Genomic DNA, 18688 nt, shown 5'->3' on the forward strand with positions numbered 1-18688 from the left:
TATGTTACCCTGATTAAAGGGAAAGGAGATGTTTTAAATGGGACTGTTTTCAGCAAGCCGGTCGGCAGATACAAGGAGCTTTGAAAAGCTGCTGGTAGAAGGAGAATCCATTCAAGCTGTCTACAAATTGCGAATTGATCAGATCTGTTTTACGAACAAGAGAATCATTTTCTTTGATAACAAATTATTCTCCCGCAAAAAAGCGAGGGTATTTGTGCCTTACAAATCAATCGAAAGCTATGCCATAGAAGAAGCGGGGCTATTTGATCTGGATGCTGAGCTGATGCTCATGACTAAAAGCCGGACTTACCAGCTCGAGTTTTCCAAAAACACTGATATGATCGAAATTCAGGCTATCCTGGCTAATCATCTAATATAATGTGATTAGGGTTATAAGGCTTTTGATACTCTTCATTAAACTAATTTTAAAAAGTTTTTCTATAAAGAGAGCTTCTGCTAACAGAGCTCTCTTTTCTTTTTCATATGTTCTTTACATGCAGATACAGTGCAGAAATTCAGATGATGGGCGACTTTAAGCACATACCTGCAAAATAAAATTTCTTTATTCATTGTACAGCCGGGTGCGTTCTGCCGTACTTTTGCTTCCGAAATAAAACATTTCCAAAAGATTCATGTTTAACATTGTGATTACAAGTGAAAATAATAATTAAGCGTACGGAAAGGAGTTGATGAATTTTGAATCAAAAGAACCATTCGGAAGAACAGCAGAATAATAAATGGGTGAAACGGGCAATTACAGGAAGTGCAATTCTTGGCTCTGCCCTCATTTTCCGTACTGGCAAGGCAAAATTCACTCAAAAAAAAACTCCAATCACTTCAGTGGAGATAACATCAAACGCGGCTTAGTCAAAACAATCAGAGACATCATTATTAAGCGGAAAAAAGAAAAAATGGAACATGCCATGCAGGATAAGCTTGTGGAGGCAAAAGACAAAATGGGTCATTCCCAAGAGAAGCTTTCAACCAAAGTTCATGGAAAAGCAGAAGAACTGGAAAGCAATCTTCAGGACAAACTTGGAGATTTGCGCGGAAAAATAGCTTCTGTCAAAGAAGCTGGGGAAAAATTTCAGGAAAATGTTAAACAGGAACACGGCGGAACGAAAGTGAAAACAGCTAAAGACTTAAAGAGTGCAACAGACATCAAGGGTGCGAGCGAGGTCAAAAGCTCGAAAGACATCCCGCATTACTTTAATTAAGGAGAGGATTTAACATGGCTGGTATTCAAAGAAGTACTGACAGTTCAAGTTTAGCAGAGGTTATCGACAGAATTTTGGACAAAGGGATTGTGATTGATGCCTTTGTAAGAGTTTCACTAGTAGGAATAGAATTGATAACCATTGAAGCGCGCGTCGTTATCGCAAGTGTGGATACTTGGCTGCGGTATGCGGAAGCAGTCGGTCTGATAAGAGACGAACTAATGGATGATGAATTCAAGCTTTCTGATCAGAGAGGCGAAAGAGACCGTATAGCTGCTTCAACAAAATAATATAACTGACCAGGGCGCAGCTGCTGCGCCTTGGTTCCATTTTAAGGATCAAGGTGGCGATGTCAGATGAGCATGAAAAAACTGCTGCAGGAAGTGACCGATTTTTTCTCAGAATATGTCCGTCCCCCGTTTAAAATCACTTCTGTAAAACCGGTGGATAACGGCTGGGATGTTGTAGTTGAAGTCATTGAAGAGAAAGAATATATGAAAGCCTATGCGAAGGACCAAATGATCGGCGTCTATCACGCCCATATTAATCAAGACATGGAAGTCGTATCATATGACCGAAAAAGCATGCGGCCGCGAAGCGCCGTAATAGTGGAGGATAATTAAACCCATTCACGTGGATGCAGGAGGCAGTGAAGATGGAAGTCCAGCAAATTGAAAGCCCCATTAAACAGGAGATTGTAGCTTACCCAAGAATCAAAGAGCTGGCAGAGCGGGCAGCAATGTACCTATCAGGCTCTTATCCTGTTCACTTCACAGGACCGGCCGGGATCGGCAAAACATCACTTGCGCTCTTTACGGCAAACCAATTAGGACAGCCGGTTACCTTTCTTTCCGGAAACCATGAAATGTCAAATGAAGATTTGCTTGGTTCTTTCAGAGGATTCACTAAAAGCACTCTAGTTGATAATTTTGTGAGATCCGTTTACAAAAAAGAAGAAAAACTAGATGAAAACTGGGAAGATGGCAGACTGCTAAAGGCAGTTAAAGAAGGCCATGTTGTCGTATATGACGAATTTACCCGTTCAAAGCCAGAAACTAATAACTTATTTCTTTCCGTCATTCAGGAAGGAATTCTTCCGATTTACGGAAAGAAAGAAAATCAATCTTACATACCGGTGCATCCGGATTTTAAAATTATTTTGACGAGCAATCCGGAGGAATATGCTGGTGTTTTTAAATCCCAGGATGCTCTTTTGGACCGTCTGATTACATTTAAGCTGGAATACCCTGGTGCCGATGAGGAGGCAGATCTGATTTCGGGGAAAACAGGCATCGAGAAGCAAGATGCGATTTTTCTGACTGAGTTTATCAGCAGAATCAGGCAAAAGAGCTCTTCAAAAGGGTCAGCTGGTCCCGGTATGAGGGCAGCTTTAATGATTGCAACGATTGCAGCCAAACAGGAAATCGAAATAAGCAAAGAAAATGATAGCTTCAAAAAACTTTGTCTGGATGTTCTAACCTTTCCTGTCGGCCAAATGATGGACCAGACAAGCAAAGAAAAAACGGAACAGCTTATCATTAACGAATTAAAGAAAACGAATGGAGGATGACTATGGCTGAGGAAAAACTGGGATACTACACCTTTTGTGCGATCAATTCAGCAGCTGCTGAAGAACCGCTTGGAGCGGCTGAAATAGAAGGAATGAAAAGCGAGCTTGAGGTCATTCCATACAAAGGCTACGGTATGGTAACAGCCAAGTTTCCGATTAAAATCTATCACCCGAAAAAGGACAATCTTGCGGTGCATCAGCAAGTTGTTGCAGGATTAATGGATAAGTATACCGTTATTCCAATGAGCTTCGGAAATATTTTTGAAACGAAGGATGACATTACCTATCTGCTTGAACACTTATATGATGAATTTTTAGAGATTTTCCCTAAAATTGAAAACAAAATTGAAATCGGCCTAAAAGTTATCGGGAAAAAAGAGTGGCTTGAAAAAGAAATTCATGAAAATGAAAAGGTCGTTAAGCTGAAGGAAAAGATCAAAGGGAAAAGTGAAAATGCTGCTTATTATGATCGAATTCAGCTTGGTGAATATGCCAATAATTTTATTAATGAAAAAAAGGATCTAATTACAAAAGAAATCTTTCTCCCGCTCGCCAATATCGCTGATTCCTCCAAGCAAAATGATTTGATTGGAGAAAGAATGCTTCTGAATGGATCTTTTCTTGTGGACCGCGAGAGCGACGGAGAATTTGATAAGCTGGTAAATGAACTGTATGAGAAGTGGAATGATAAAGCAGATTTTAAATATACAGGTCCTTGGCCTGCTTACAGCTTTATAGATATTAAACTGAAAGCGAGGGAAGCTCAATGATTCAAAAGCTCTTTACTGCTCCATTTGACTTGCTGATTAAAGTAGGAGAGAAGGTTCAGGAGGAAGCAGATAAAGAAATGTATGATTTGGAAACCATTCAGAAAAAGCTTGTTCATTTAGAATTAATGCTTGAAATGGATGAAGTTTCAGAAGAAGAATACAAGGAATCAGAAGAAGAGCTTCTTGAAAGATACGAAATTGCCAAGCTGAAAGAACAAGAACAATTTTACAATAGAGGCTAAGGTTTTATTTTTAGAAAAACGAAGCTGGCAGAACAAATGAAAACAGGCAGGTGTAGAAGATGGATGCTGTAACTGAAACAAAGGAGCTTTTGTATTTATACGGATTTATTCCATCTAAAGAGGTCGATTCTCTTCCGCTTGAATCCTTTAGCGGACTTGATGGAGAGCATTTAGCTTATACAAAAAGCTTTGGTGACATTACCTGTGTTTTATGCAAGCTCGAAGAAAATGAGTACGGTGAAAAAGAACTGGAAGAAAGAATGCAGGATCCAAAATGGCTTCAGGAAAAAGCTTTTCATCATCACGAAGCACTTGTAAAGATAAATGATCAATATACAGCTATTCCTTTAAAATTCGGCACGATTTTTAAGAGTGAAACCCGATTAAAGGAAACGATTGATGGACAGCGTGACACAGTGCTTGCTTTATTTTCTTCATTGCAGAACAAAGAAGAATGGAACGTTAAAATTTATTGTGCAGAAGAAGCACTTAAAGAGGAAGTAATGAATTCTTCACCTGAAATGGAGGCAAAACGAAAAGAAATTGAACTTCTGCCTTCAGGAAGGCAGTTTTTTGAAAAGAAGAAACTGCAAAAATATGCAGATGAGCTTTTGGAAAATGAAATGGATAAGCGATCAAAAGCCATTCACGATGAACTTTCCGCTCTTTCCAGCAAGGCAGCTGTTAAGAAGAACCTTTCCAAGGATGTTACGGGAAGAAAAGAAGCCATGGCCTGGAACAGTGTTTATTTGATAGAAAAAGAAAAGGTCAATAATTTTTTGCGAAGAATTCAGGACATGAACTCTGCAGCGGAAAAACAAGGGTTTTTCATAGAAGTAACGGGACCTTGGCCGACATACTATTTTGCCAATCTGTAAAGGAGGTGTGAGAAATGGCCAGTGAGGAACAGTTAAGAGGCCAGGATGTTTCGCTGCTTGACATATTGGACGTTGTGCTGGACAAAGGTGTTGCGCTCAGAGGGGAACTGGTTATTTCCATCGCCAACATTGACCTTGTATATCTTGATTTAAGACTTCTTATTACCTCTGTTGAAAAACTTGTCCAGGAACGGGAGGACGGCACCATTAAAAGCAGCAGGGAGGAGATGAAAGAATGGAACAGCTTGAACGAAAAGCTAGTCGAATCGACCTCGACCCGGACGATGTAGAACACGGGCTTTCCCAGCTTGTCATGACACTTGTTGAACTGATCAGGCAGCTGGTTGAGCGCCATGCCATCAGAAGGGTTGAGGGCGGCACCTTAACTGATGAAGAGGTGGAAAGACTCGGAAACGCTCTGATGGATCTGGAAGTGAAAATGGAAGAATTGAAGAAGATTTTCAATTTAAAGGATGAAGATTTAAATATTGATCTTGGTCCTTTGGGCAATTTACTTTAAAGGAGAGGATAAACAATGAATCAGCAGCCAATGAATACGTCATCTAACTCAAGCAACCTTGTGGAAGTGCTGGAAAAAATCCTCGACAAAGGCGTCGTCATCGCAGGTGATATCAAAATCGGACTTGCAGATGTGGAGCTTTTAACCATTAAAATTCGCCTGATCATCGCATCTGTTGATAAAGCCAAAGAAATTGGCATGGATTGGTGGGAAACAGACTCTTATTTCTCATCCAAGCATACAGAAAAATTGGAACATAAAAATGACGAACTGCTGGAACGGATCGATAAATTGGAGAGAAATTTAGCCGCTAAAAGCGAGCAATAGAATGTAAGGCTCTTCTTTAAAAGGAAGAGTCTTATTTTTTCTGCTGGCGTCCATCTATGCTTGTACGGCAGAGGGTTCAAAAATCAAGAATAAGTGTTGACACTCTAGAAGATAGGTAGTATAATTAAGATTCTGCGGCTGTTAATTAAATGCCGAGGGTAAGTAAACGCGTGATGCGTTGTGCTGTGAAGATGTGCCGCTTGCAAAAGGCAAGCAAGATAATATATGAACACCATGGATCGATAACCCCACCCGGTAAACGGATGAATCCTGTATAAATCTTGGCCTGCAGCTTCTGCTGCCGGTTTCCTCCATCACTTCTTCACCCGCTTTCAAATCTGATTCACACTGGCGCGGTCTCGGAACCGCAAGGATGAAAGAGAGGCAGGGCTTTCATTGTTTTAGCTTTATAAGAAAGTATCTCTCGGCCATAAAAAGAAAAAAGAAGGAGTAGGTTTAGGATGTATGGGCATGCTAATACAGCCGGACCGCTTCTTCACCAAAATTGACAAAAGAAGTAAATGATCGTATAATAGGTGTATGATTTTTAAAATTCACTTATTATAAAGAGTTATCAGCAAATGAGGTACTTTTTATAATACGTGAATTTTTGTTTTTTCAATGCGTATTGTTTGTATGCTTTGTAACTTACTTTAGGATTGCAGCCGAAAGGGGTAACCAAATGTATAACCGAAAACCTGCGGAAGAGATCGTATTGGAAGAAACAAAAGTGTGGAACTGCACTTCAGAAGATTGCAATTGCTGGGTGCGCGATAACTTTAAAAGCAGCGAAAAACCGCTTTGCCCTATTTGCAAAAGCGAAATGGCTCCAGGTGTTAAAGAGCTTCAGGCTGTTGAAAATCCGCGTCAAAACGCCTGAATTAAGATGTACGATAAAGCAGCTTAGCTGCTTTATTTTTTATGTTCTTACTAATGGTTCTTTTAATTTTTTGGCTATGTTAAAGAAAAATGTTGATTTTTACACACCTGTTGATCTACGTTCCAGGCGGGAGACTCCTGCGGGAGCAGCGGGACAGGTAAGACCCCACAGGCGCTAAAGCGCCGAGGAGGCTCACCGCCCGCCCCGCGGAAAGCGGACGCCTGAAACGGAAATTAACAGCCAAATTTAATAGAGCCATTTTTTTAAATGAAAGCGCACGCACCACTTGGTGATCTTCCCGTCATGAACTGGGACAAGCTTTCTTTTCAGGAAGTTATCATGTATACTAATCTGAATGAAGGGAGGTGAATGCAGAATGATTGAGCTTTCAGCGGATCTTGAGCCATATATGATGCTTTTCAGCGTATTGGTCGCCATGGCAACGATCTTTGCTTTCATTTATTTCATGAAGCATCAGGTTAAATATTCACCTGTATACAAAAAGTCCCTTGGAAGTCCCTTAACAGCAGACGTTTCTTCCCAAAGGACAGCCAATGAACAAAATGCAAGCGAAGCCTGGCTATCATTGTTTAAATACCGGTGTGATGATTCAGATGATGTACCGCCCTGTTTTCTTCCTTTTTTATTGATGAAGAACAAAAACAAGGAGGAAAAACATGCAACCCAAATATTCTGCATTCATCTCACCACGGTTTTTAACATTAAGTCTTATGATCGTATTGGCTGCTTTCATTCTTGGAGGGTGTCAGCCTGCAAGCGGAAGCCATTCCATTACGTCTGAAACACCAGGATTTTTTAATCATTATTTTGTCTATACTTTTTCCGTCATCATTAAAACACTTGCCAATTGGTTCGGCGGCAGCTACGGGATGGCTATTATCCTGACAACACTGTTAATCAGGCTTGTCCTCATGCCGTTTATGCTTAAGCAGACAAAGAACCAAATGATCATGAAGGCAAAAATGCAAAAAGTACAGCCTGAATTGAAAGAAATTCAGGAAAAAATGAAAAGTGCAAAAGACACGGAAACAAGATCAAAGCTTCAGCAGGAATCTATGAAGATTTATCAAAAGCATGGCGTTAATCCGCTTGCCTCTCTTGCCGGATGTTTGCCGCTTTTGCTTCAGCTTCCAATCTTGATGGGATTTTATTATGCAATCCGGGAAACGCCGGAAATAGCGTCCCATACGTTTCTATGGTTTAACCTGGGACACTCAGACATGATTCTGCCGATTCTGGCAGCTGCGATTTACCTCATTCAGTTCCGTATTTCACTCAAAGGAATGGATGAGGCTCAGAGAAAACAAATGGCTGCCTTTGGCTATTTATCGCCAATTATGATGGGGATCTTTTCATTTTCAGCTGCAGCAGCATTGCCTCTCTACTGGACTGTCGGCGGTATATTCGTTATTCTGCAAACAATGCTGTCTCAAAAACTTTACGGTCATAAAATTGAAACTCACGAAATATCTGTTGGAAAATAAAACGGTAGCCCGCTGCACTAAGCAGCGGGCTTTTTAAATTTTGCCTCTCATGTCAGCAAAGTTTATGGCATGAGCGCTTCTTAATGCTTTCTTTCTCGTTTGATGTTTAAAATACAAGGGTAAAATACTAAATGCTAAAATTACAGACAGGGAAGGTGAAAGTATGAAAGCAATCGTGATCGAACAATACGGCGGAAAAGAAAATTTAAAGGAAATAGAAATGGAAAAACCTGAACCTGGGGAAGGCCAGGTTCTAGTGAAGCTTTTGGCTACATCCATTAATCCAATCGACTGGAAGCTCCGTGAGGGATATTTAAAAGACATGATGCCATTTGAATTTCCGATTATTCTTGGATGGGATGCAGCTGGCATTATTGAAAAAACGGGCAAAAACGTGAACAGTTTTAAAGAAGGCGATGCCATTTTCGCCAGACCGGAAACGACAAACAGAGGCACCTATGCTGAATACACCATTATTGACGAGCATCTCCTGGCGAAAAAGCCTGAGTCCATTTCATTTGAGGATGCTGCTTCAGTGCCTCTTGCAGGGATGACAGCCTGGCAGTGTCTTTTTGATTTTGGAAATGTGCAAGAGGGAGACAAGGTTCTGATTCATGCAGGTTCAGGCGGTGTTGGGTCCTATGCCATCCAATTCGCCAAACATAAAGGAGCTTATGTGATTACAACGGCAAGCGGCAAAAATACAGACTATGTAAAATCCCTTGGGGCCGACAAGGTGATCAATTATAAAGAACAAGATTTCGAGAAGGAAGTAAGCGATCTGGATTTTGTTCTTGATGCGATGGGAGGAGAAGTGCAAAAGAAGAGCTTCTCTGTTTTGAAAAAAGGCGGCAGGCTGGCATCCATTGTTGAAAAACCGGATGAACAGCTTGCAGAAGAGTTCGGAGTCACAACAGATATGATATGGCTTCAGCCAAAGGGTGACCTGCTTGCTGAAATTGGTCAGCTGATGGAAGATAATAAAATAAAGCCAGTAACTGGAGAAACGTTTCCTTTAACAGAACAAGGGCTGAAAGATGCTCATGAACTAAGCGAAAGCCATCATGCCAGAGGTAAAATTGTCATTTCAGCATCCAAATAAACTGCCAAAATAAAAACGCCGTAATGGCGTTTTTATTTTGGCTGAAAACCAAGCTTTTTTCCTCGCTCCATAGAATACGATGTGAGAAAGCAGCACAGAGGAGGGAGAAAGATGAAGGTTTTTATCGCTTCACCGTTTTTTAATGAGGAAGAAATTAAGCGGCTTCGTTTTGTCGAGAAAGTATTAAAAGATGTGAAGGGTTTTGAGGTGTTTACCGCAGTAGATCATCAGTTTCCGATGCTGAAATTTGGCTCTGAACCATGGCGGGACGCTGTTTTTGGAAATGATCTGTCACATCTGCATGAAGCGGACATTGTGATCGGCATCCATGACAGCGGCAGATCAAAAGAGCCAGACTCAGGAACTATTTGGGAAATCGGATATGCCTATGCCAATAGAATCCCCATTATCATATTTAAAGAAAAAGAAGAAGATGCCGTCAATTTGATGATTGCGAATTCTGCAAGAGCATTTTTACTGTCTAAACAAGAATTTAAAGCATATGATTTTCGCTCATTGCCAACTATACCATATTATGGAAAATTGATATAGATAATTTGTTCAATTAAACTATGTTCTAAATAAACATTAGAATATAAAAAAAAGAACTCATCTATATTTTTTCAAATTAAACTATGTTCTAAATAATCATTATTAAATTCAAAACCAGTTATAAAATGAAAAAAGTAGGATTTTCAGCAAATGAATAGGGAAATGACAAAGAATATTGTATAGTAAAGGAAATCATGTGTTCTATTAGAGAAGAAAAATGAAGGAGGAAGTGCAATGGGGGAGACAAGAACGGCAAGCGGATTTTTACTGAAGCAGCGGGCATTTTTGAAGCTGTATATGATCACCATGACAGAAAATGAAAGGCTATATGGTTTAAGGCTTCTTGACACGCTCCGGGATGAATTTGCCCATATTGGCTTCAAACCAAACCATTCTGAGGTTTATAAAGCACTGCATGATTTAATTGATGATGGCATTTTGAAACAAGTAAAACAAAAAAAAGAAGGAATGAAGCTGCAGGAAGTGGTATTTTACCGATTTGCGGATTACGAGGCAGCTAAATTATATAAAAAGCAGCTTAAGCTCGAGCTCGACAGATGTCTCGCACTCATTCAAAAAGCACTCAAAGATAATTATTGAGTGCTTTGCAGCTTGTTAAGAATGAAAGGCAATTAGTTTCTAATTGAAAGAAATTCATTTACTCGCTTTACATACGGCTCTTTGTTATAGCCGTTGTAAAGACCTGTCGCAAGACGGAATGGATCGCCGAAAAAAAATCTTTCATATTGTGTCTGCCTGGTACCGAAGGCACTCATGCTCAAATCCCATGCAAGACGGAACAGTTTTACGCGCTCGAATGCAGGCATGGAAGCAGCCTGCAGGTACGTATGAACATCAGAAGAGATTTCTGACAGGAAGTCTGCTTCCTGCGGAATTGAAATCATGCCGGATGCGCCAATTTGCTGCAGAATTTCCATATAGGATGGATACAATTTTGCATAAAGCATTTTAGAGGCATCCAGTGCGTTTACTTCAGGAACCATTGTTCCTCTTTTATCCTGTTTGGCATTCAGCTCTGAGGCAAGCAGTAAGGCTTTAAATGTTTCTAAACCAAGGATAATATCTGCTATTTTATGTTTTATATGGAAATATTCCTCTACCTGGATGGCTTCTGCCAAAGATTGTGCCACCCCTAAAATAAATTCTGTTTTAATAATTTGTCTTGAAAGTACCTGGTGGAGCAAGAGGGCATTAAAATGCATTTCACTGAACATTCCCATCGCTTTCTCGCAGTTTTGAAACATAATAATCCGGTCCCATGGGACAAGCACATTGTCAAAGACTACAATGGCATCCATTTCTTCGAATCTCGATGCGAGAGGATGATTAAATTCATTTTGACTGTATGAGAAAGATTCCCGGCAAATAAAACGCAGACCAGGCGTATCTGCTGGAATACAAAAGGCATAAATATAAGACTCAGCAATAAAGTTTCCGCCCGATGGCAGCACTAAAATTTCATCAGTCATACCTCCCTGTGTAGCAAGAAGGCGTGCTCCTTTAATAACAATTCCATCTGCTGTTTCTTTTATTGCCTGCGCAGCAATGACTTCTTCAGAGTCTTCAAAGTAGGTTACTGACCGGTTAACCTGAGGGTTGATAAATGTATGTGTGAAGCAAAGATCCTTCTCCATTGCCCTGGCATATAGGGAACGGGCATTTTCACCGAACTTCCGGCTGCCATCACTGAAAAAATCATAGGCTGTTCCGATAGCCATAACAGTCGTGTTCATATATTCAGGAGATCTTCCGAGAAGTCCGGCGTTGGTCTTCGCCCATTCCTGCGCAGCAAACCTTCTCTTTTCCAGGTCTTCTTTGGATAATGGCCGCATAAAAGACGTTCCGGCTCTGTTTCCATCAGGTCCTGTTTTAAAGGTCAGAAGATCCTGAAGTAGGGGATCATGCTGCATATCGTAAAGCTTTGCTTTGCTTTCAATCACACCTGAAAATGCAGGGTGGCTTGTTATATCCTTCACTTGTTCTCCATTAAGCCAAATTTCCGGCTTCATCTTTTTGAGCCTCTCTTTATAATCCTTACCGCTTGCAGCCGGCATCTGAAATTCAGCTCCTTTCCTTGCACTGTCTTGCTATATATATGCGAAAGCAGCCCGGCACAGGATTTCAAGCGCTGTTTTCGCATAAAAAAACAGTATGCAGGATCGTCCTGCATACTGTTTTTATTTATTGGGAGTTCATTTTTTCTTCCTGTTTTTGCTTATATTTTTTTGCTTTTTTCCTCATAGTGCTTGTAATATACCCGCCTTTAAACGATCTGAGCTCATAGGAATTCATAAAGGCTTTAGGCTCAATCGATTCCACGATTTCGAGAAGTTCCTGCTCCCGGGATCTTTTTGAAACAATATCAAGTCTGTATCTCACTGAGTTAATACCTTGACCTGTAAAAACCGTAACGCCAAATCCAGCCTCCCGAAGAGCGTTGACAAGCTCATCTGAACGGTCAAGCAAATTGACGTGGTAAGTAACATAACCGATGGCGAGCTTTGTTTCAAGCTTGCCTCCAATAAAAAGGCCGACTCCGAATCCAAGGACATATCCTGCAATATTATACAGGTTCGATAAGTCCTGAAATACAATTCCCAGAGCCACAATATAGATTGCAGCTTCCAGCAGACCGACGCCTGACGCCGCTTTTGTCTGGTTTTTGACTAAAAATATGGTTCTTAATGTCAAAACCGGAACATAAATGATTTGCAATGCAAAGATCAGCAGAGCTTGAAGCACGATGAAACCCCTTTTCATTTATAAAGTTAGCTGACAGTATCTGCTTTTTATGATTCAAAATACAAGTGGGCATGCAGGCTGCAGCCCGGGTTGAATTTTGCAGAACAATGAGGGCAGACGGATTGGCAGTTCATGTATTCAAGAATGGTCAATTCCTTTTTGCAAGCACCGCAAAGAATAGCTTTTTTGCTAAATTGGCTTTTTGGCCATAGTATGGTTTCATGGTCAGCAACACTGCTATGGCAAGCATAACACGGAAAATAAGTTTGGCAACAATAAAATTTTATAGCAATAATATCTTTTTCGGAATGGTAATGGATGCACCTTGTTTCTGAATCTATTGCAGCACCTTTTACCAGCAAATTCCTGTCTGACATATGATTTTCACCTCTCCTCCTATTCTAGCAAGGAAGCTTACTTTTTCTATAGCCTATTTATAGAAAGAGAAAACAAAAATGCGGGTAAATGATTAATTTTCTTGAATTGTGTATGATAGAAGAAGCGGAAAATTGACCATAAAGGAGAAATTGATGTGAAGCTTATTGCAATTGATTTAGACGGAACCCTTCTCTCATCCAAAATTAAAATTTCTGAAGAAAACATTGCGGCTATTAGAAAAACTCAGGAATCAGGCCATGTTGTGATGGTATGCTCCGGAAGAGCACCTGAAGATATAAAGAAAATATTGAAGGATCATCACTTGGATTGCCCTGTTGCCGGAAGCAATGGCACGGTTGTATACATAAAGGAAAAATTGCTCCACATGGTATCACTAGCTGAGAACGATGCCAAAACGGTTGCCGCCATTTTAGAAGATGACCATATGCCGTACAGAGTATACACGAGCCATGGAATCTATGTGCCGAAGAAGTGGTCCCAGTATGTCAGTGAAGTTATTCAGAGCGGAAGAGCAGCCATTGATAATTTAAAAGCAAAAGAATATACATACATAACAGAACAGCCGAAAGAAAACGACATGATAAAAGTATTTGATGAGGTCAGCGAACTCCTTGATAACGAGGTGGTAGCCATTCAGAAGTTTTTTATTCTAACACTGGATATGGACCAAAAAGAAAAGCTTTCCAAGGTGTTAGGGAACATGGAAGGAGTTAATGTCACGACTTCAGGACAGCTGAACCTTGAAGTAATGGAAAAAAACGGGAACAAAGCGGCAGGTTTACGGGCTGTTGCAGAGCATTTTGGGATAAAGATTGAGGATACGGTCGCCATCGGAGATAACTTCAATGATCTTCCGATGCTGGAAGCTGCTGGCTTGTCTGTCGCTATGGGGAATGGCGATCCTGAAATCAAAAAACTTTGTGATGTTATTACTCTTGCAAATGACGAAAACGGTGTGGCTTATGCTTTGGATAAATATGTGCTTCAATAGAGCAGCAAAGAGCGGGACCTGTTAAGGGTTTCCGCTTTTTAAATGTAGAAGAGCGCTCCATCTTTCTCCAAACCGGTTAAAAACAAACAGACAAGGGTACAGAATTATAAACATCCTTTATCTGGATTAACAAGGAGGAGATCGAGTGATGGAAATGACATCCATATCTAATACAGATATAACAGCATCCAGAATTGCTCTCGGAACATGGGCCATAGGAGGGGACATGTGGGGAGGAACAGATGAAAAACGTTCCTGTGAAACAGTCATGGAAGCGCTTGAGCTAGGCATCAATATACTTGATACTGCTCCTGCTTATGGAAAAGGAAAATCAGAAGAAATAGTGGGCAGAGCATTAAACCAATGCGGTGACAGAAGCAAAGTCATTGTTTCTACAAAAACGGCTCTTGATTGGAATAAAGAAGGGGACGTATACCGCAATGCTGCGAGAGAATGCATTGAAAATGGACTTGATCAGTCACTGGACCGCTTGAAGACTGACTATATTGATATATACCACATTCACTGGCCTGATCCTGAAACGCCGATCGAAGAAACTGCACTGGCGATAAAATCATTACTTGATAGCGGAAAAATCCGAAGTATAGGCGTAAGTAATTTTTCTGTGGATCAAATTGAAGAATTCCGCAAATATGCTCCTTTGCATGTGGTGCAGCCGCCATATAATCTGTTTGAAAGAGACATTGAAAAGAATATTCTTCCCTATACGAAAGAAAACGGCATCACAACACTTCTATACGGCAGCTTGTGCAGAGGATTCTTATCCGGTAAAATGTCCAAGTCACGGAAATTTAAAGGCGATGATTTGCGGAACAATGATCCGAAGTTCCAGGGAGACCGGTTTGAACAGTATTTAAAAGCCGCGGAAGAGCTCGATCAATATGCCAAAAACAATTTTAATAAAAGAATTATCCATTTAGCACTGAGATGGATTCTTGACCAGCCAGGAGCTGACATTGCGCTGTGGGGTGCTAGAAAGCCCAATCAGCTTGATCCTGTAAAGGATATGATGGATTGGGAGCTGGATGACACAGCGAAAAAGGATATTGACAGCATTCTTGAAAAGAATATCCAAAATCCAGTAGGACCGGAATTTATGGCACCTCCGACAAAAAGTAAAGTTCATAGCTGACATAAATAGAAAGCAGGCTCAAGCCCTGTTTTCTTCTTTTTGCCAAACTTCTTACCCTTCCTTTATAATAAAAGAGGGTAAAGGAGGAGAAAAATGAAACCAATCTTCTTCAGAATCATCGGGCTCCTTTTTATTTTACAGGTTCCTTTATGGCTCGGAATCGTTCATCCAATCTTTTTAATGATTATTGGAGCAATCGGACTGCTGATTGTTATTTTCAGCAAAGAATTGAGCAGAAGATCAATGCAAAGCAGCAAGCCTGCGCCTGATGAAAACGATAAGAAATAATAAGCCTGTTTTAAGCAGTAAAAAGCCGTCTCAATTTGAAAGACGGCTTATTTTACGTGGTTCAACGTTTATTTCTTGAATGTATTTCTTTTTGTTTGTCAAATTCCTCGTTAAATTGTTCTGCTGCCTTTTCCTTTGTTTTACCGGCTTTCTCCTGAATAAACCCTTCCGCCTGTTCCAATCTTCCTTCAGCTTGCTTTGATTGATTGTTTGTCAGTTTGCCGTAATCTTTTTTTGCTTCGCCCTTAGCCTTTTTTGCATTTCCTTCAGTTTGATCTTTATTCATAAAAGAACACCTCCAATATGTCCATTTGATTCCCTCTGCTGAATCTTTTAAACGTTTTTATTGAGACACCATTTCTTTTTCCTGTAAAGTTAAACTAGATTAGCAAAAAAGAGTCTCAAGGAGGAATAGCAGTGAAGTTTTTAATTGCAGGAGCAGGAGCTGTAGGCGGGTACTTTGGCGCAAGGCTTGCAGAAAGCGGAGAAGATGTTACTTTTCTAGTCAGAGAAGGCAGAAGAGAACAGCTGAGAAAGAATGGTCTTAAGGTGTGCAGTCCATATGGAGATATAAATCTGAATCCGAAAACAATAGTAAAGGGGGAGGAAGGAGCTTTTGATGTTATTCTTATTGCATCGAAAGCCTACCATTTAAAGTCTCTTCTTCCTGACGTCAGCCGCTTTGCAGAAGATAAGACTGTAATCGTTCCGCTCTTGAACGGGATGAAGCATTTAGAGGAGCTTTTCGCCTTATTTCCTAAAGAACAGGTCCTTGGAGGCCTTTGCTATATTGAATCAACTCTTTCCAGTGAAGGCAATGTCATTCATACAAGTCCGATGCATGATCTTGTTTTTGGGGAATGGGATGGCCAGGAAACAGAAAAAGCCATGTCCATCATAAAGGCTTTTCAAAAATCAAAGGTTAATGTTGAATTATCAAACAGCATTTTAAAGGAAATGTGGAATAAATACTTCTTTATCTCGGCTTTTTCCGGCTTAACATCTTTATACAAAACACCTATCGGCCCAATCAGAGAAGAAGGTCTGAATGTCATTGAACGTCTGCTTTCTGAAATAGGGGAGATTATGAGAGCATCAGGGGCACCGATCGAAGACAGCTCAGAATTGAAGCAATTGGAGAAAATGATGTCCATGAATGCAGAGATGAAGTCCTCTATGCAGAGAGACATGGAAAAAGGCTCTTTAATCGAAGGTGATCACCTGCAGGGGTATTTGCTGCAGCTGGCTAAAGCAAAAGGCATATCTGCACCTGTTTTGGAAACCATTTATACCGGCTTGAAAATCTATGATTCAGATTTAAAGAAAAGCCTTTCTTGAAAAACAAGCCTAACATAGGCTGTCCATTCCTTTCATAGAATAGCAGGAAGAGACAGGAATGTGAGGGCCTTACATGAATTTCAGCAAAAAATCCATATCTTATTTGTGTGCTTTAATTTCAGTTGTTTTTTGGGGAATGTCTTTTGTTTCAACAAAAGCTGTTATGATGGATCTGTCTCCGCTGGAAGCCACAGGATTCCGCTTCGGCATAGCAGCTGTTTTTTTATTTCTTCTTATATTCACAACAGGCAGCAGGCTGCGCATAAAAATCATCCATCTGCCAATTTATTTGGCTCTTTCAAGCATCGGAATTACGATACATCAGCTCATCCAAGCATCTTCTTTGCTCACCATTGACGCTTCTGATGCAGGCTGGCTTGTTTCGCTTTCTCCCATTTTTACTGCAGTCATTTCTTATTTGTTTTTAAAGGAGCAGCTATCCTTTTCAAAGATGATTGGAATATTCATTGCTGTATGCGGTGTACTTTGCCTGACTGTTCAAAAACGGGCAGGCTTTCAAATGGAAATAGGCTTTTTGCTGATGATTTTGAGCACCTTAAACTGGGCTGTTTATTCTATCCTTTTGAAAAAGTTCAAACTGCCGTATTCTGTTTTAACTTCAACCTTTTATATAACTCTTTTCGGGTTCCTTTTTACCCTGCCTTTACTGATAAAAGCAAGCACATTGGAGCATTTTGAACAAATGACTCTTGAAAGCTTGCTGCATCTGCTGTTCCTTGGTATTTTTGTATCTGCTGCAGCTTATTATTGCTGGGGAAAGGCATTGGAAAGCCTAACAGCGATCGAAGTGTCTGTTTTTCTTTATTTGGAACCTGCAGCAACCGTTGCGGCAGCGTTTATATTGCTTGGGGAACATCCGCATCCAAAATCAGCCATAGGAGGCTTGTTTATTCTGCTGGGTGTTGTTCTTGTAAACGGACACAGTTTATTTTTCTCTGAAGGCGCTCCCAATCGCAAAAAGTAACTTCACTCTAATTGGGGTAAATCATAGTTTTACTCTATCAGGCCAGTGGTAAAGGAAATTAGACGCAATGAGAGAGGGGATGATTTTTAATGGAGAAAAATATTGTATTCTATGATGCCCGGTGCCCATTATGTTCCAATGTAAAAAAAGTCATGCAGCTTCTGGACTGGAAAAAGAGAATCAGCTGGCTCGCCGTTCAGGAAATGGAAGCAACGCCATATGCTTTTCTGCTTTCCAGAGATGTGCATGACCAAATTTATATGGTAACCTCTGATAATCGAATTCTTGCAGGCTTCAGAACCATTAGAAAGCTGCTGTTCGAACTTCCCCTGACGCGCTTGATCAGTCTGCCATTATTCCTTCCCTTTATGTACAAGCTGTTTCAGCCGCTTTATATGTATGTATCCCGTCACAGGCACAAATGGTTCAGGCAATATCCAGAACCTCATTTAGATTAAAAGGCTATATTGCCTGCTTGCAGAATAACTTAAGCGGATTGTTTTTTAGCAGAGGTTTATTAGATAGGCTTTGTTAAAGATGGGTGTTGCACCTGTTGATTTGAATGGCCGGCGGGAGCAGCGGGAAAGGGGAGACCTTAGCATGCGCAAAGGGAGCCTTAGGAGGCTTGCCGCCTGCCACGCGGAATGCGGCCGCCTGAAACGGAAATCAACAGCCAAATTAACAGACCTATTAGAGAAAGAAAAGGGCGGGAGCTATTAATGAGAATTATTCAGGCAGAAATGCATCATGCAGAAGAAGCAGCAAAGCTTTTTAATGATTACAGGCAGTTTTACAATCAAGATAACAATCTGGAAGGCTGTATTCAATTTCTAATTGAACGAATAGAAAAAAAGGAATCTGTCATTTTTTTGGCGTATCCAAGCGCGCATGAACAGGCATCAGGCTTTATACAGCTTTATCCGTCTTATACTTCTGTTGGGCTTGGCCGTATATGGATCATTAATGATCTTTATGTTGCTGAAAATGCCAGAAGAAAAGGATTAGGGGAGAGCTTGATGATGCAGGCCCGGAAATTTGCAGAAGAAAATGGGGCAAAGCGCCTTGTGCTTGAAACCCAAATCAGGAATAAAGGAGCTCAGCAGCTGTATGAGAGCCTGTTTTACAAAAAAGGTATAGAGAACTATCATTACGAATTAGAGCTTGGAAAGGAAACGTCTGCATAAAAAAAGCCAAGGCTGATCAACAGA

General features: G+C 40.6%; 27 protein-coding genes. 23 read left to right on the forward strand and 4 right to left on the reverse strand.

From position 1 onward, the window contains the following. The first annotated feature begins 37 nt into the window (after positions 1–37). The 16 genes from LRR81_RS04735 to LRR81_RS04810 all read left to right on the forward strand — a co-directional run bounded on the left by LRR81_RS04735 (position 38) and on the right by LRR81_RS04810 (position 10163). Positions 38–379: a PH domain-containing protein gene (locus LRR81_RS04735; RefSeq protein WP_231788131.1), complete on the forward strand. Its 342-nt coding sequence runs from the start codon at positions 38–40 to the stop codon at positions 377–379. A 358-nt stretch (positions 380–737) separates the two neighbouring features. After that, entirely contained in the window at positions 738–1217 is a 480-nt protein-coding gene (locus LRR81_RS04740) for a hypothetical protein (protein ID WP_231788132.1), read from the forward strand. Between the two features lie 14 nt (positions 1218–1231). Further along, positions 1232–1507, forward strand: a complete 276-nt coding sequence (gvpA, locus tag LRR81_RS04745) for a gas vesicle structural protein GvpA (protein WP_231788133.1) — start codon at positions 1232–1234, stop codon at positions 1505–1507. Positions 1508–1573: 66 nt separating this feature from the next. Continuing rightward, positions 1574–1840: a gas vesicle protein GvpO gene (gene gvpO / locus LRR81_RS04750; protein ID WP_231788134.1), complete on the forward strand. Its 267-nt coding sequence runs from the start codon at positions 1574–1576 to the stop codon at positions 1838–1840. 32 nt (positions 1841–1872) lie between these two features. Further along, on the forward strand, positions 1873–2787 hold the full coding sequence (gene gvpN / locus LRR81_RS04755) for a gas vesicle protein GvpN (RefSeq protein ID WP_231788135.1): 915 nt from the start codon (positions 1873–1875) through the stop codon (positions 2785–2787). A 2-nt stretch (positions 2788–2789) separates the two neighbouring features. After that, on the forward strand, positions 2790–3557 hold the full coding sequence (locus tag LRR81_RS04760) for a GvpL/GvpF family gas vesicle protein (RefSeq protein WP_231788136.1): 768 nt from the start codon (positions 2790–2792) through the stop codon (positions 3555–3557). Beyond that, a complete protein-coding gene (locus tag LRR81_RS04765) occupies positions 3554–3799 on the forward strand; it encodes a gas vesicle protein GvpG (RefSeq protein WP_231788137.1) in 246 nt (81 codons plus the stop codon). Before LRR81_RS04760 ends, LRR81_RS04765 begins: the two co-directional genes overlap by 4 nt. 59 nt (positions 3800–3858) lie before the next feature. Next, positions 3859–4677 (forward strand): GvpL/GvpF family gas vesicle protein, encoded by an 819-nt coding sequence (locus LRR81_RS04770; RefSeq protein WP_231788138.1) that lies wholly within the window; start codon positions 3859–3861, stop codon positions 4675–4677. Between the two features lie 14 nt (positions 4678–4691). Next, entirely contained in the window at positions 4692–4967 is a 276-nt protein-coding gene (locus LRR81_RS04775) for a gas vesicle protein (protein WP_231788139.1), read from the forward strand. Beyond that, positions 4913–5197, forward strand: a complete 285-nt coding sequence (locus LRR81_RS04780; RefSeq protein ID WP_231788140.1) for a gas vesicle protein K — start codon at positions 4913–4915, stop codon at positions 5195–5197. The genes LRR81_RS04775 and LRR81_RS04780 overlap by 55 nt, the downstream gene beginning before the upstream one ends. A gap of 15 nt (positions 5198–5212) precedes the next feature. Next, positions 5213–5524, forward strand: coding sequence for a gas vesicle protein (locus tag LRR81_RS04785; protein WP_408631581.1), 312 nt, complete (start codon positions 5213–5215; stop codon positions 5522–5524). A gap of 682 nt (positions 5525–6206) precedes the next feature. Further along, entirely contained in the window at positions 6207–6404 is a 198-nt protein-coding gene (locus tag LRR81_RS04790) for a cold-shock protein (RefSeq protein ID WP_231788141.1), read from the forward strand. 677 nt (positions 6405–7081) lie between these two features. Further along, positions 7082–7909 (forward strand): membrane protein insertase YidC, encoded by an 828-nt coding sequence (gene yidC / locus LRR81_RS04795; protein ID WP_231788142.1) that lies wholly within the window; start codon positions 7082–7084, stop codon positions 7907–7909. 163 nt (positions 7910–8072) lie between these two features. Then, positions 8073–9011, forward strand: a complete 939-nt coding sequence (locus LRR81_RS04800; RefSeq protein ID WP_231788143.1) for an NADP-dependent oxidoreductase — start codon at positions 8073–8075, stop codon at positions 9009–9011. Positions 9012–9122: 111 nt separating this feature from the next. Further along, positions 9123–9563, forward strand: coding sequence for a nucleoside 2-deoxyribosyltransferase (locus LRR81_RS04805; RefSeq protein ID WP_231788144.1), 441 nt, complete (start codon positions 9123–9125; stop codon positions 9561–9563). Positions 9564–9797: 234 nt separating this feature from the next. Then, positions 9798–10163 carry a helix-turn-helix transcriptional regulator gene (locus LRR81_RS04810; RefSeq protein WP_231788145.1) on the forward strand — a complete coding sequence of 122 codons (366 nt, stop codon included), beginning with the start codon at positions 9798–9800 and terminating at the stop codon, positions 10161–10163. Positions 10164–10195: 32 nt separating this feature from the next. On the opposite strand, the gene hpaB is transcribed toward LRR81_RS04810, so the two are convergent. From hpaB to LRR81_RS04825, 3 genes are all read right to left on the reverse strand, one after another. Beyond that, on the reverse strand, positions 10196–11638 hold the full coding sequence (gene hpaB, locus LRR81_RS04815; protein ID WP_269448484.1) for a 4-hydroxyphenylacetate 3-monooxygenase, oxygenase component: 1443 nt from the start codon (positions 11636–11638) through the stop codon (positions 10196–10198). Between the two features lie 127 nt (positions 11639–11765). Continuing rightward, complete coding sequence (locus LRR81_RS04820; RefSeq protein ID WP_231788147.1) at positions 11766–12326, reverse strand: DUF2179 domain-containing protein; 561 nt, start codon at positions 12324–12326, stop codon at positions 11766–11768. A 47-nt stretch (positions 12327–12373) separates the two neighbouring features. After that, a complete protein-coding gene (locus LRR81_RS04825; RefSeq protein WP_231788148.1) occupies positions 12374–12703 on the reverse strand; it encodes a CHY zinc finger protein in 330 nt (109 codons plus the stop codon). 155 nt (positions 12704–12858) lie between these two features. Between LRR81_RS04825 and LRR81_RS04830 the strand changes: the two genes are divergently transcribed. From LRR81_RS04830 to LRR81_RS04840, 3 genes are all read left to right on the forward strand, one after another. Next, positions 12859–13716 carry a Cof-type HAD-IIB family hydrolase gene (locus LRR81_RS04830; RefSeq protein WP_231788149.1) on the forward strand — a complete coding sequence of 286 codons (858 nt, stop codon included), beginning with the start codon at positions 12859–12861 and terminating at the stop codon, positions 13714–13716. A gap of 148 nt (positions 13717–13864) precedes the next feature. Beyond that, entirely contained in the window at positions 13865–14869 is a 1005-nt protein-coding gene (locus tag LRR81_RS04835) for an aldo/keto reductase (RefSeq protein ID WP_231788620.1), read from the forward strand. A gap of 93 nt (positions 14870–14962) precedes the next feature. Further along, a complete protein-coding gene (locus tag LRR81_RS04840; RefSeq protein ID WP_231788150.1) occupies positions 14963–15157 on the forward strand; it encodes a hypothetical protein in 195 nt (64 codons plus the stop codon). A gap of 61 nt (positions 15158–15218) precedes the next feature. Here the strand turns inward: LRR81_RS04840 and LRR81_RS04845 are convergent, their stop codons facing one another. Then, positions 15219–15443: a CsbD family protein gene (locus LRR81_RS04845; RefSeq protein WP_231788151.1), complete on the reverse strand. Its 225-nt coding sequence runs from the start codon at positions 15441–15443 to the stop codon at positions 15219–15221. A gap of 131 nt (positions 15444–15574) precedes the next feature. Between LRR81_RS04845 and LRR81_RS04850 the strand changes: the two genes are divergently transcribed. The 4 genes from LRR81_RS04850 (at position 15575) to LRR81_RS04865 (ending at position 18664) form a co-directional block, all read left to right on the forward strand. Further along, entirely contained in the window at positions 15575–16495 is a 921-nt protein-coding gene (locus tag LRR81_RS04850; protein WP_231788152.1) for a ketopantoate reductase family protein, read from the forward strand. Between the two features lie 73 nt (positions 16496–16568). Further along, on the forward strand, positions 16569–17480 hold the full coding sequence (locus LRR81_RS04855; protein ID WP_231788153.1) for a DMT family transporter: 912 nt from the start codon (positions 16569–16571) through the stop codon (positions 17478–17480). Between the two features lie 89 nt (positions 17481–17569). Continuing rightward, positions 17570–17938 (forward strand): thiol-disulfide oxidoreductase DCC family protein, encoded by a 369-nt coding sequence (locus LRR81_RS04860; RefSeq protein ID WP_231788154.1) that lies wholly within the window; start codon positions 17570–17572, stop codon positions 17936–17938. 261 nt (positions 17939–18199) lie between these two features. Then, positions 18200–18664, forward strand: coding sequence for a GNAT family N-acetyltransferase (locus LRR81_RS04865; protein WP_231788155.1), 465 nt, complete (start codon positions 18200–18202; stop codon positions 18662–18664). Positions 18665–18688: the final 24 nt, after the last annotated feature.

It is taken from the genome of Metabacillus kandeliae (assembly GCF_021166585.1).
GTDB classification, from domain to species: Bacteria; Bacillota; Bacilli; order Bacillales; family Bacillaceae; genus Metabacillus_B; species Metabacillus_B kandeliae.

Excerpts from the sequence above, each read along its gene's own strand:
- LRR81_RS04735 (WP_231788131.1), top strand. The coding sequence starts at position 38 with ATGGGACTGTTTTCAGCAAGCCGGTCGGCAGATACAAGGAGCTTTGAA.
- LRR81_RS04740 (WP_231788132.1), top strand. The coding sequence starts at position 738 with ATGGGTGAAACGGGCAATTACAGGAAGTGCAATTCTTGGCTCTGCCCT.
- gvpA (WP_231788133.1), top strand. The coding sequence starts at position 1,232 with ATGGCTGGTATTCAAAGAAGTACTGACAGTTCAAGTTTAGCAGAGGTT.
- gvpO (WP_231788134.1), top strand. The coding sequence starts at position 1,574 with ATGAGCATGAAAAAACTGCTGCAGGAAGTGACCGATTTTTTCTCAGAA.
- gvpN (WP_231788135.1), top strand. The coding sequence starts at position 1,873 with ATGGAAGTCCAGCAAATTGAAAGCCCCATTAAACAGGAGATTGTAGCT.
- LRR81_RS04760 (WP_231788136.1), top strand. The coding sequence starts at position 2,790 with ATGGCTGAGGAAAAACTGGGATACTACACCTTTTGTGCGATCAATTCA.
- LRR81_RS04765 (WP_231788137.1), top strand. The coding sequence starts at position 3,554 with ATGATTCAAAAGCTCTTTACTGCTCCATTTGACTTGCTGATTAAAGTA.
- LRR81_RS04770 (WP_231788138.1), top strand. The coding sequence starts at position 3,859 with ATGGATGCTGTAACTGAAACAAAGGAGCTTTTGTATTTATACGGATTT.
- LRR81_RS04775 (WP_231788139.1), top strand. The coding sequence starts at position 4,692 with ATGGCCAGTGAGGAACAGTTAAGAGGCCAGGATGTTTCGCTGCTTGAC.
- LRR81_RS04780 (WP_231788140.1), top strand. The coding sequence starts at position 4,913 with ATGGAACAGCTTGAACGAAAAGCTAGTCGAATCGACCTCGACCCGGAC.
- LRR81_RS04785 (WP_408631581.1), top strand. The coding sequence starts at position 5,213 with ATGAATCAGCAGCCAATGAATACGTCATCTAACTCAAGCAACCTTGTG.
- LRR81_RS04790 (WP_231788141.1), top strand. The coding sequence starts at position 6,207 with ATGTATAACCGAAAACCTGCGGAAGAGATCGTATTGGAAGAAACAAAA.
- yidC (WP_231788142.1), top strand. The coding sequence starts at position 7,082 with ATGCAACCCAAATATTCTGCATTCATCTCACCACGGTTTTTAACATTA.
- LRR81_RS04800 (WP_231788143.1), top strand. The coding sequence starts at position 8,073 with ATGAAAGCAATCGTGATCGAACAATACGGCGGAAAAGAAAATTTAAAG.
- LRR81_RS04805 (WP_231788144.1), top strand. The coding sequence starts at position 9,123 with ATGAAGGTTTTTATCGCTTCACCGTTTTTTAATGAGGAAGAAATTAAG.
- LRR81_RS04810 (WP_231788145.1), top strand. The coding sequence starts at position 9,798 with ATGGGGGAGACAAGAACGGCAAGCGGATTTTTACTGAAGCAGCGGGCA.
- hpaB (WP_269448484.1), bottom strand. The coding sequence starts at position 11,638 with ATGCCGGCTGCAAGCGGTAAGGATTATAAAGAGAGGCTCAAAAAGATG.
- LRR81_RS04825 (WP_231788148.1), bottom strand. The coding sequence starts at position 12,703 with ATGTCAGACAGGAATTTGCTGGTAAAAGGTGCTGCAATAGATTCAGAA.
- LRR81_RS04835 (WP_231788620.1), top strand. The coding sequence starts at position 13,865 with ATGGAAATGACATCCATATCTAATACAGATATAACAGCATCCAGAATT.
- LRR81_RS04840 (WP_231788150.1), top strand. The coding sequence starts at position 14,963 with ATGAAACCAATCTTCTTCAGAATCATCGGGCTCCTTTTTATTTTACAG.
- LRR81_RS04845 (WP_231788151.1), bottom strand. The coding sequence starts at position 15,443 with ATGAATAAAGATCAAACTGAAGGAAATGCAAAAAAGGCTAAGGGCGAA.
- LRR81_RS04855 (WP_231788153.1), top strand. The coding sequence starts at position 16,569 with ATGAATTTCAGCAAAAAATCCATATCTTATTTGTGTGCTTTAATTTCA.
- LRR81_RS04860 (WP_231788154.1), top strand. The coding sequence starts at position 17,570 with ATGGAGAAAAATATTGTATTCTATGATGCCCGGTGCCCATTATGTTCC.
- LRR81_RS04865 (WP_231788155.1), top strand. The coding sequence starts at position 18,200 with ATGAGAATTATTCAGGCAGAAATGCATCATGCAGAAGAAGCAGCAAAG.